The following is a 12,205-nucleotide window of genomic DNA, read 5'->3' on the forward strand; positions in this document are numbered from 1 at the left end:
AAGGTTAAAAAACACTTGAATTTTTAACCGCACTTTTAGAGTAGGGCGTATAAATGCGCCATTAATCAAGGGTCATTAGGAAATTAAATGAAAGTATTACACGTTTGCTCGGAGTTATATCCTTTACTGAAAACCGGCGGGTTAGCCGATGTCATGGGCGCCTTGCCTTTTGCACAAAAAGACATCGGCATTGATACGCGAATCGTACTACCGGCATATCCTGCCATTGCAGTCGGTATTCCGCATACTTCCGTCGTGGCGGAATTTGATAATTTCGCCAGACACATTATTTTACGTTACGGTGAATACAACGGCATCGGCGTTTATTTGATTGACGCGCCGCATTTGTACACACGCGAGGGTAATCCTTATCACGATGCCAATTACAACGATTACGCCGATAACTATAAACGCTTTGCCCTGTTGGGTTGGGTTGGTGCGGAACTGGCGACCGGTTTGGACAGCTGGTGGCGTGCAGAAGTGGTGCATGCCCATGACTGGCACGCCGGACTGGCAGCCGCGTATTTATACCATAAAGGGCGTCCTGCCAAATCGGTATTCACTATCCATAATCTGGCGTATCAAGGTCCGTTTGATTATCGCCATTTATTTGAAATTGGTTTGCCGGCAGAAATGTTCCATGTGAACGGTTTGGAACTCTTCGGGCAAATTTCTTATTTGAAAGCAGGTTTGTATTATTCCGATGTGGTTACGGCGGTGAGCCCGACCTATGCGAGAGAAATTACCACGCCGGAATTTGCGTATGGTTTACAAGGTTTATTGTCCAGCCTCGATCAAGAAGGTCGTTTGGTGGGCATTTTAAACGGGGTCGATGAAAAAATCTGGCACCCGAATTGCGATCAATACATTCAGCACGCGTATAAATTGAAATACATGGGCGGAAAAGGGAAAAATAAAGCGGATTTACAGGCTTATTTCAACCTACCGCAGCGATCCGATGCGCTATTGTTTGTGATGGTCACCCGCTTAACGGAACAAAAAGGCGTGGATTTACTGTTAGAAAGCGCCGATGAAATCGTTAAACAAGGCGGGCAACTTGTGATTCTCGGCTCCGGCGCACCGCACTTGGAAGCGGGAATTCGCAAATTAGCGGAAGATTATCCGCAAAATGTTGCCGTGAAAATCGGTTACGATGAAGCGTTATCCCATTTAATGCTTGCCGGCGGGGATGTGATTTTAGTCCCAAGTCGTTTTGAGCCTTGCGGTTTAACCCAATTATACGGCTTGAAATACGGCACATTGCCATTAGTCCGCGCAACCGGCGGCTTGGCGGATACGGTGGTTAACGCTTCCGTCGAAAATATTCAAACGCGAACAGCAACAGGTTTTGTCTTTACACACGCAACAGCTGATGACTTACGTCATGCGTTGCAAGCGGCATTTGCTTTATGGAAAAAACAACGCTTATGGGCAAGTGTTCGAGTTATTGCAATGGAACAAGATTTCAGTTGGCAAATCTCTGCAACCCACTACCAACATTTATATCAACGAATTTTATCTAAGTAATGAAATAGTTAATCTTTCGTTCAAGTAAAAATGCGGCTTGAACGGAATATTATTGTTGTTTTTTTATCTCGAATGATTAAAATTTCACCCGTTTTTTTGATTGTTAACTGAGGACTATTTTATATGATAATGGATAACTTCGATTCTCCATTCTTGTACGATCATCCCGAAATCGATGTGGCATCATTGAAGAAGGCGATCGTCTATAAACTGATTTTTCTTATCGGGCGCTCGCCTAAAGAGGCAAGTCAACGCGACTGGTTAAACGCGACCTTATATGCAGTGCGTGATTTTGTTACGGAAGGTTGGATCACCACCGCCCGCCGAGCCAGAGTAGAAGGCTCACGTCGCGTTTATTATTTATCCATGGAGTTTTTGATCGGTCGCACTTTGTCTAACGCTATGATTGCCGAAGGGCTTTATGAAATCACCCGTGATGCGCTTTCCGAGCTTAATGTTGATTTGGAAGAAATTATTCAAAAGGAAGTGGACCCGGGCTTGGGGAATGGCGGTTTAGGTCGTTTGGCGGCTTGTTTTATGGATTCTATTGCAACGTTGGGTTTACCGGGCATGGGGTATGGTATTCGTTACGAATATGGAATGTTCCGGCAAAAAATTGAAGACGGTCAACAGGTAGAACGCCCGGATGCGTGGTTGGAAAAAGGTGCACCGTGGGAGTTTATTCGCCCGTCTAAACGCTTCACCGTGCCTTTCGGCGGCAACATTCATTTTGAAGATAAAAAATGTATTTGGGACATCGGTGAGCGCGTCGTAGCATTGGCCTATGACCAAGTTATCCCGGGCTATCAAAATGATTCTGCGGCAACTTTACGTTTATGGGCCGCACACGCCGGTGAAATGTTCAATTTAGACGATTTCAATCGCGGTCAACACATTGCCGCGATGGAAAGCCGTGCGTCAATTAAAAACCTTTCCCGCGTGTTATATCCGGACGATTCCACTTGGAACGGTCGTGAATTGCGTTTACGTCAGGAATATTTCCTGGTTTCCGCCTCATTACAGGATATTATTCGTCGTCATAAACGTACCCATAACACCATTGAGAATCTTGCGGAAAAAGTGGCGGTTCACTTAAATGACACCCACCCGGCATTGGCAATTCCCGAATTAATGCGCATATTAATTGATGAAGAATGTTTCGCATGGCAAAAAGCCTGGGATATGACCCGTCGTATTTTCTCTTATACCTGCCACACCTTAATGTCCGAAGCATTGGAAACCTGGCCGGTAGAAATGATGGCGAAAATCCTACCGCGTCATTTACAAATGATTTTTGAAATTAACGATCATTTCCTCGAATATGTAAAAACCTACATCACCACCGACATGGATTTCATCCGTCGCGTATCTTTGGTAGAAGAGGGTGATCAACGTAAAGTGCGCATGGGCTGGTTGTCCGTAGTAGGTTCTCACAAAGTCAACGGCGTGGCGGCAATTCACTCCGATTTGATGGTAACCTCAACCTTTGCCGACTTCGCCCGTATTTATCCGGAACGCTTCACCAATGTTACCAACGGTATTACACCGCGTCGTTGGTTAGCCGTAGCGAACCCGAAATTGGCGGCACTTTTCGATCAATATATCGGTAGCGACTGGCGTTGTGATTTAAGCCAAATTGCATTGTTGAAAGAACACGCCAATGAATCTGAATTTAAATGCGCTACTGCCGACATTAAATTCGATAACAAAGTACGTCTTGCCAATTATGTGAAGAAAGAATTGGGCATTGAGCTTGACCCGCACGCTTTGTTTGATGTGCAGGTGAAGCGTATTCATGAATATAAACGCCAAATTCTCAACGTGTTGCACATTATCGCACGTTACAATGAAATGCTGGCTCACCTGGAAAAAGACTGGCAACCGCGTGTCTTTATCTTAGCCGGTAAAGCCGCTTCCGCTTACTACGCGGCAAAACAAACCATTCATTTGATTAATGACGTTGCCAACGTGATTAATAACGATGTCCGTTTGCGCGGTCGTTTAAAAGTAGTATTCATCCCGAACTACAGCGTCAGTCTGGCGCAGTTAATCATTCCGGCGGCGGATACTTCCGAGCAAATCTCCCTGGCGGGTACGGAAGCCTCCGGTACCGGTAACATGAAGTTCGCCCTTAACGGCGCCTTAATATTAGGTACGTTGGACGGTGCGAACGTGGAAATTCTCGAAAATGTCGGTAAAGACAACATCTTCATTTTCGGTAACACCGTTGAGCAAGTAGAGCAGTTACGCCGTGACGGTTACCGTCCGTTTGATTATTATCAAAATGACGCGGAATTAAGAACGGTGGTTGATCAAATCATCAACGGCGCGTTCTCACCGAATGACCCGAATCGCTATCTGCAATTGTTACAGGGTCTCCAATATCACGACTATTATCAGGTGTTTGCCGATTTCCGCAGTTATGTTGATATGCAAAAAGTGGTGGACGAGAAATATAAAAACCGTGATGCGTGGATTAAAAGCACTATTCAAAACATCGTCAACATGGGCTATTTCTCCTCCGACCGGACGATTAAGGAATACGCGGAAAATATCTGGAATATTGAACCGCTAAAACTGGCAAAATAACCGACCATTAAAAATTAACCCCGCTCATCTTGAGCGGGGTTTTGTTTATTTATGAAAAGTGCGGTTGAAATTTTCAGTGTTTTTGAAGTGAAAAGTGCATCAAAGATGACCGCACTTTTAGTTGGCGGGTTTTGTTTTGCGTGCTTTATACCATTTCCAGGCAACGAATATGACTAAAACGGCAACCAGAACATAAATTACCGACTGTCCTTTTTTAATTTGTTCGTGCAACCAATCCAGATTACTGGCGCCGAAATCGCCTAAATATACCCAAATCGGAACGGAAATAATGGAAGCGACTAAATCCAATAAAAGAAAGCGGATGAAACTGACACGACGGGTAATGCCTGCAACCATGTAAATCGGTGCGCGTAGTCCCGGCAGAAAGCGGGCGATAAATAAGACACGGTTGCCGTACTGATCAAATTTATTGCGAACCAAACGTAAGCGTTCTACCGTTAGGAAACGGCGAATCGGGCGAAAGCGTAAGATTTTTACGCCATAAATACGTCCTAACCAATACATGGTACTGTCGCCCGACAATACGCCGAAGAAGCTGACCAGCAACATAACGTGTACATTGGCGTAGCCTAAACCTGAAATGACGCCGCCGGAAACTAAAGTAATATCTTCCGGAATCGGCACGCCAAAGCCACAAATAATCAACACGAATAAAACGGCGAAATAACCGTAATCGGTAAAAAAACTAATTAAAAATTCCATTATATACTCTTAAAATCGATAAAAAAGAACGCGTTATTTTAGCCTGTTTTTAGTTGTAATATCTAGGGAAATTATGGGATTTTAATTTGCTTTACATTTGTGAATTCATTATAATGCACCACCTCAAAGTTCAGGCTTTGAGCAAATTTTGTGAACTCGCTGGGTCGCCTGCGATTTTTTATTTAAATCTTTTTACATTAAGAGAATATTAAAATGGCATTTAAATTTAACGCTGAAGTTCGTACGGCGCAAGGTAAGGGTGCGAGCCGCCGCCTGCGTCACAACGGTCAAATTCCTGCTATCGTTTACGGTGGTAGCGAAGCGCCGGTTTCCATCATTTTAAATCATGATGATGTAAACAATGCACAAGTGCACGATACTTTCTATTCTGACGTGATTACGCTAGTGATTGATGGAAAAGAAGTGGCTGTGAAAGTGCAAGCAATGCAACGTCACCCGTTCAAACCAAAATTGGTTCACGTTGACTTCAAACGTGTTTAATGATTGATAAAACTCCGGTTATTGCCGGAGTTTTTTCTTTAGGCGGAAATAAAGTTCGGAACAAATAATTTAATTTTCTGTCTAAGCCCCGTATTTTGTCCGTTTATCGGACCAATACTTATCCATAAACCCATAAAGGATTTTAATATGAACAAATTTACTAAAATCAGTGCAACTGCTTTATTTGCCCTTTTCTTAACTGCTTGTGATAAATCGGCAGACAAAGCGCCGGATGCCAAACCGGAAGCGGCAGCACAAACACAATCAGCACCGGCGACTGCCGAAGAGCTAAAAACCGATGAGACGGCTGATTACAAAAAATTAGTAGATTGGAACAAATCTCAAGAACAAACCCAGCTTCAGGCACAACAAAAATTCCAACAGGATTTAGTTGCTGCGGTGCAAGAGAAAAATGATAAGAAAGTTCAGGAAGCTATTGATGTTTTCAATAAATCCGTACAAGACACCATCGCCAGCTTAGATGCGTTGAATATCAGCGCCGATTCTGTAAAAGCGGTGAAAGAACAAACCAAAAACGTACTTGGTTTAGCCAGCAACCTATTGGTTGAACAAGCGAATGTAAGTTTAGCTGGCCCGACACCAGAACAACAAAAAGCTTACATGGAAAAAGCAGAAAAATTAAGAGATGCGATGTTAGAGCTACAAAAACAAAGCGTCGCTTTAGAACAAAAATTTAATCCTGCTCCGGCTGCACCTGCAACAGAACCTGCAGCGCCGGCTCAAGAATCTAAATAATTCCGACCACAAGAAAATCGCCTTATTGTTGACCGATAAGGCGATTTTTTATTCCTCCACAGTGCGGTGACAAAAAACAATGTTTTTTAACCCAGTTGAAAGAAACCTGCTAAAATAGCAGCGGTTTTGATTTCTCCGAATGTCCTATGTTAAAAAAAGTTTTTCCTTTGTTGTTTCTGTTGCCTACCGTTGCCATGGCGCAATCTTATGTGGTGTATGATTTTGCCCACAATAAAGTGCTGGAAAGCGGTGCGCCGAATACCGTGCGTCCGATAGCTTCCGTCACCAAACTGATGACGGCAAACGTATTTCTGGAACACAACAAAAATCCCCGCTGTACCGCTTCCATTACCGACGACGATTTTGACTACATTAAAGGCACGCACACCAAGTTACCTAAATATACGCCGATTTCCTGCCGTGAATTGCTGAAAATGATGTTGGTGCATTCCGACAATTATGCCGCTCACGCCTTGTCCCGCTCCGCCGGCATGACACGCTTACAATTTATCGGCAAAATGAACGAAAAAGCCAGACAATTGGGTATGACATCCACCCGTTTCAGTGACAGTTCAGGTTTGTCTAATCATAACGTATCCAGCGTGATGGACTTGGTGAAACTCACCAAATACTCCATGAAAAAACCGGAAATCAAAGCATTTTCCAATATTTCCTCTACGTATGTGAAAGCAGGGAAGCGCAACGTGTTTGTGAAAAACACCAACAAATTGGTGCGTGATGAAATGTTCAGCGCGGCAATTAATAAAACCGGCTACATTCGTGAATCGGGCTACAATCTGGTGTTCGTCAATAACGTGCCTTGCAATAATCGTGCCACCATCGGCGTAATTAGCCTGAATAACAGTTCTTCGGCATACCGCTCCAGTTTCACCAAAAATAAACTGGAAAAATACGGTTGTACCGCATTAAACAGCAAGGTACTGCGAGACTTTGTGGATGATATGCAGTATGAAGAGGGCTATGACGAAGCCGGAATGGACGAATTAATCCGAAAAGTGGCGGGCTAGAAAGGGATCTTCCGCCTCTTTTTTAGCGATTTTTATAAAATCGTTATCTTAAAAAGAAAACCGTTATAAATTCTTCAAATTTTCACCGCACTTGCTATTTTCAAGCTGTTAGAACAATCAAAATCCTGTATAATCTCAGCAATTTTTTGTTTAAATAATGCATTGTGAGATCCCTTAATGCTTGAAACATCACAAACAATTCCAGAACTGGTTTCATGGGCGAAAGAACGCGAGTTTTCGTTGAATTTACCCACCGATCGTCTGGCGTTTTTATTGGCGATTGCCATTTATAATAACGAACGTTTTGACGGTGAAATGATCGAATCGGATCTGGTGGACATTTTTCGCCACGTTTCCGGCGCCTTTAAGCAATCTCAGGAAACCATTGCCACCCGCGCTAATAACGCCATTAACGAATTGGTAAAACAGCGCTTTCTTAACCGCTTCAGCAGTGAATTTACCGAAGGTTTGGCAATTTACCGCTTAACCCCGCTGGGTGTCGGCGTGTCCGATTATTACATTCGTCAACGCGAATTTTCCGCTTTACGCCTTTCCGTTCAGCTTTCCATTGTCGCCGATGAAATTCAACGCGCCTCCGACGCTGCCGAAGAAGACGGCGACGAACATTATTGGCGTCGTAACGTGTTTGCGCCGTTGAAATATTCTGTGGCGGAAATTTTCGACAGCATCGATTTATCGCAACGCATTATGGACGAAAATCAGCAGAGCATTAAGGACGAAATTGCCGGTTTGTTAAGCAAAGATTGGCAGGCGGCGATTTCCAGTTGCGAACAATTATTAGACGAAACCTCGGGCAATTTACGCGAATTGCAAGACACCCTCAATGCCGCCGGCGACAAATTGCAGGCGCAGTTACTGCGCATTCAGGATTGCGTTATCGGGCGCGGTGAACTGTATTTTATTGATGAACTGATCACCAATTTACAAGCGAAACTAGACCGCATTATCAGCTGGGGACAACAAGCCATTGATTTGTGGATCGGCTACGACCGCCATGTACACAAATTTATCCGTACCGCTATCGACATGGATAAAAATCGGGTCTTCTCACAGCGTTTACGCAATTCCATTCATAATTATTTCGAGCATCCGTGGTTTTTATGGACGGCACAGGCGGAGCGTTTGGTGGATTTGCGCGACGAAGAACTGGCGTTGCGCGAAGAAGATGCGCTGGGCGAATTACCGGAGGAGTTGCAATACGAATCCCTGGCGGATATTCGCGAGCAGATTGTGGAGCATATGCAAACCTTACTTATTGATTACCGCGAACATCAACGTCCGATTAATTTGAGCATGGTATTAAAACAACAACTGGAAAGTTATCCGTTGTCGCAACATTTCGATGTGGCGCGGATTATCGTGGATCAAGCGGTGCGTCTGGGCATGGCAAGCGCCGATTTAAGCGGTATTTATCCGATTTGGGAAAGCATTAACGAGCGCTGCGCGGAAGTGCAGGCGAATGTTATTGATGAATATAAAAGCTAAAAAAAGTGCGGTTGTTTTTAAAAAAGTTTTTAAGGGAGAACAAAAAAACGCGTAAAATTCCGACCGCACTTTTTGATAAAAACGAATCAATATAAAGGAAAACATGAAAGAATTACTCAAAATCCGCGGCTTTTTACCTTATCTCGCCATTGCATTTTTAAATGCGGGCGTGGATTTGGCGCATAAAATTACTATTCAAAACGTGCTGTTAAAAAGTTTTGACGGCGATACGTTAGTGGTGCTGACAGCGTTAGTCAATGCCATGATTCTGTTACCTTTCGTGTTTCTGTTTTCACCTTCTGGTTTTATTAATGACAAATATTCCCAAACGAAAGTCATTCGTTATGCTGCCGTTGCCGGCGTGTTGATTTCCTTTGCGATTTTCCTCAGCTACTTTTTTGGCGCATTTGAGCTTGCTTTCCTGCTGACCTTGATTCTGGCAGTGCAAAGTGCGGTTTATTCTCCCGCCAAATACGGGATTATCAAATCCATTGTGGGCACGGAAAATCTGGGCGCCGCCAACGGTATCATTCAAGCCTTAACCATCGTGGCGATTTTATTCAGTTCCTTTGCCTTCTCTTATCTTTTTGAAGCCATTTATGTGGCGGGCGACAACCCGGCAGATATTCTTTCCAGCATTTATGTGATCGGTTTCTTAATGGTGATTTTCAGTGCATTTGAAGCGGTTTTCGCCTTTAGATTGCCATATTTCCCACCGGTAGAAAGTGAACAACAAACGCAATTCAGCGGCAAAAAATATTTCTCTTTAAGCTACCTAAGAGAAAACATGAAATTAGTTCGCGCCGATAAGAATATTTGGCTCAGCATTATCGGATTAAGTATTTTCTGGGGTGTTTCACAGGTGATTGTGGCGGCATTTCCGGCGCATTACAAAATGCTGTTTAACGATGATAACGCGTTAATTATCCAAATGATTTTAGCCATCAGCGGCATCGGTTCAATTGTCGGTTCCTACATTGCGGGCGCCATGTCCAAACATCATATTGAATTAGGCATTGTCCCCCTCGGTGCGCTAGGGTTATTTGTTTCCTTATTTTTCCTGGCGTCTTCCGGCAATGCGCTGTTGATTAGTTTCTGTTCCTTCTGTTTCGGTTTATTCGGCGGGCTATTTATCGTGCCGCTCAATGCCACTATTCAATTCTTCGCACCGGAAGCCAAAATGGGGAAAATTATTGCCGGCAATAACTTCATACAAAACATCGCGATGATTGGCTTTTTGCTGTTAAGCATCGCGTTTGTTTATGCGGATATTTCCACCACCGGCTTGTTTATTTTCGTTTCCGTAGTCTGTTTTGTCGGTTCCTTGTATGCCATTTTGCAATTGCCGCATTTATTCACCCGTTTATTTTTATTGTTGTTCCTGAAAACCGGCTATCGTTTCCATGTGGAAGGTTTGAAGAATTTACCGCAAAGCGGCGGTGTATTGTTATTGGGTAACCATATCAGCTGGATCGACTGGTTAGTGCTGCAAGCCGCCAGCCCGCGCGCCATTAAATTCGTGATGTATCGCGGCATTTACAACAAATGGTATCTCACCTGGATTTTCAAATTCTTCAAAGTGATTCCTATCGGCGCGGGTTCCAGCAAGGAAAGCATCGAAACCATTCGTCAGTATTTGGAAAACGGCGAAGTGGTGGCGTTGTTCCCGGAAGGGCATATCAGCTATAACGGACAGATTAACGAATTCCAATGCGGCTACGAATTAAGCATTAAAGAATGGCAAGATGTATGCGTCGTGCCGTTTTATTTGCGTGGTTTGTGGGGTTCCAGCTTCTCCCGTGGGGACGAACATTATAAAGAACTGACCAAACAACGCGGTAAACGCGACATTATCGTGGCGTTCGGCAAGCCGATTCGAGAGTTTATCGATCATGTTGCCATGAAACAAAAAGTGGTCGAGTTATCGTTTTCTTCTTGGGAAAGTTTTATTTCCCGTCAACAACCGTTGACCCATTATTGGCTGGAAATGGCTAAAAGCAATTTATTCCGCGAATGCGTTGCCGATAGCATGGGCACGGAACTGACCAATGGGAAATTTCTCAGTGCAGTATTGTTATTCAGTAAGCTGTTTAAACAAACGCTGAATAACGAGAAAAATATCGGTGTATTATTGCCAAGCTCCGCCATGGGCGCCATCGTGAATATAGCGTTATTTGTGAACGGTAAAGTGCCGGTGAATCTGAATTACACCTTAAGCGAACAAAGTATGGCGTTGGCACTGAAAAAAGCCAACATTCAACAGGTGATTACTTCCGAAAAATTCCTCGCAAAATTAACCGGCAAAGGATTTGATTATCAGGTGCTGCTCTCCGACAAAGCGGTGATGATGGAAACATTAGGCAAGTCTATCGGCAAAACACAAAAAACGCTGGCATTTTTGACCGCACTTTTTGTCCCGGCGGGCTGGATTAAATTATTGAATTTTGCCGATGTAAGCCTGGACGACACCGCAACTATCTTATTCAGTAGTGGCAGTGAAGGGGAGCCGAAGGGCGTTGAATTAACCCATAAAAATCTATTAACCAACATTCGTCAAATCAGTGACTTATTGAATTTCAGAAAAAACGATGTAATTTTAAATTCCTTGCCGATTTTCCATTCTTTCGGGTTAACCGTGACAACGTTACTTCCGTTATGTGAAGGGGTGAAAATGGTGAGCGTGCCTGATCCGACGGACGGCGCCGCCGTGGGCAAAATGGCGGCGCGCCATAATGTCAGCATTTTATTCGGCACTTCAACGTTTTTCCGTCTGTACAATCGAAATAAAAAATTGCACCCGCTAATGTTCCAGAATATCCGCATGGTGGTTGCAGGCGCGGAAAAACTGAAAGCAGACGTGAAAGAAGCGTTCCGTTTGAAATTCGGCTTAGACATTTATGAAGGCTACGGCACCACCGAAACCGCACCGGTTGCAGCGGTGAATATGCCGAATATTCTGGAAAAAGAAACCTTAAAAGAACTGACCTTTAACAAGCAGGGCTCCGTCGGCTTACCGTTGCCGGGCACCATTATTAAAATTGTGGATCCGGAAAGCCTGCGGGAACTTGCTACCGGTGAAGACGGTTTAATTTTAATCGGTGGCGGACAGGTAATGAAAGGCTACTTGAACGATGCCGAGAAAACCGCCGAAGTGATTGCCGAAATCGACGGTGTGCGTTATTACAAGGCGGGTGACAAAGGGCATATTGATGAAAACGGTTTTATTACCATCGTTGACCGTTATTCCCGCTTTGCTAAAGTCGGCGGCGAAATGATTAGTTTAGGCAGTGTTGAAGAACAAATTGCGCAGGTTTTAAATGATGAGGTGCAATTTACCGCCGCCAACGTGCCGGATGAGAAAAAAGGCGAAGCCGTGGTGCTTTTAGTGAAAACTGAATTGGATATTAATGCGGTCGTGGATACCTTAAAAAATTCAGCTATACCGCCGTTAATGCAACCGTCTTTTGTCTTTAAAGTGGATGAAATCCCAACCTTGGCAAGCGGTAAGGTGAATTTCAAAGGGGCGAAAAAACTCGCCGCCGCATTGGTGCAACATAACGAATAAACACAAAACA

General features: G+C 44.0%; 8 protein-coding genes. 7 read left to right on the forward strand and 1 reads right to left on the reverse strand.

The window, feature by feature from the left end:
- Positions 1 to 87: 87 nt before the first annotated feature.
- Together glgA and DK423_RS01325 are read left to right on the forward strand one after the other, a co-directional pair.
- On the forward strand, positions 88 to 1,527 hold the full coding sequence (glgA, locus tag DK423_RS01320; RefSeq protein ID WP_109043846.1) for a glycogen synthase GlgA: 1,440 nt from the start codon (positions 88 to 90) through the stop codon (positions 1,525 to 1,527).
- Positions 1,528 to 1,650: 123 nt separating this feature from the next.
- On the forward strand, positions 1,651 to 4,116 hold the full coding sequence (locus DK423_RS01325; protein ID WP_032996602.1) for a glycogen/starch/alpha-glucan phosphorylase: 2,466 nt from the start codon (positions 1,651 to 1,653) through the stop codon (positions 4,114 to 4,116).
- Between the two features lie 117 nt (positions 4,117 to 4,233).
- Here DK423_RS01325 and DK423_RS01330 read toward each other — a convergent pair whose 3' ends face one another.
- Positions 4,234 to 4,839, reverse strand: coding sequence for a DedA family protein (locus DK423_RS01330; RefSeq protein WP_005556867.1), 606 nt, complete (start codon positions 4,837 to 4,839; stop codon positions 4,234 to 4,236).
- 213 nt (positions 4,840 to 5,052) lie between these two features.
- Between DK423_RS01330 and rplY the strand changes: the two genes are divergently transcribed.
- The 5 genes from rplY to DK423_RS01355 all read left to right on the forward strand — a co-directional run bounded on the left by rplY (position 5,053) and on the right by DK423_RS01355 (position 12,195).
- A complete protein-coding gene (gene rplY, locus DK423_RS01335; protein ID WP_005556868.1) occupies positions 5,053 to 5,340 on the forward strand; it encodes a 50S ribosomal protein L25 in 288 nt (95 codons plus the stop codon).
- A gap of 147 nt (positions 5,341 to 5,487) precedes the next feature.
- Complete coding sequence (locus DK423_RS01340; RefSeq protein WP_005556870.1) at positions 5,488 to 6,096, forward strand: hypothetical protein; 609 nt, start codon at positions 5,488 to 5,490, stop codon at positions 6,094 to 6,096.
- A 146-nt stretch (positions 6,097 to 6,242) separates the two neighbouring features.
- Positions 6,243 to 7,124, forward strand: coding sequence for a D-alanyl-D-alanine carboxypeptidase family protein (locus tag DK423_RS01345; protein ID WP_061886873.1), 882 nt, complete (start codon positions 6,243 to 6,245; stop codon positions 7,122 to 7,124).
- Positions 7,125 to 7,301: 177 nt separating this feature from the next.
- On the forward strand, positions 7,302 to 8,630 hold the full coding sequence (gene mukF, locus DK423_RS01350; protein ID WP_005556874.1) for a chromosome partition protein MukF: 1,329 nt from the start codon (positions 7,302 to 7,304) through the stop codon (positions 8,628 to 8,630).
- A gap of 103 nt (positions 8,631 to 8,733) precedes the next feature.
- A complete protein-coding gene (locus DK423_RS01355) occupies positions 8,734 to 12,195 on the forward strand; it encodes an acyl-[ACP]--phospholipid O-acyltransferase (RefSeq protein ID WP_061886532.1) in 3,462 nt (1,153 codons plus the stop codon).
- The last annotated feature ends 10 nt before the right edge of the window (positions 12,196 to 12,205 follow it).

Origin of the sequence: Aggregatibacter actinomycetemcomitans (assembly GCF_003130205.1) — a bacterium.
GTDB classification, from domain to species: Bacteria; Pseudomonadota; Gammaproteobacteria; order Enterobacterales; family Pasteurellaceae; genus Aggregatibacter; species Aggregatibacter actinomycetemcomitans_A.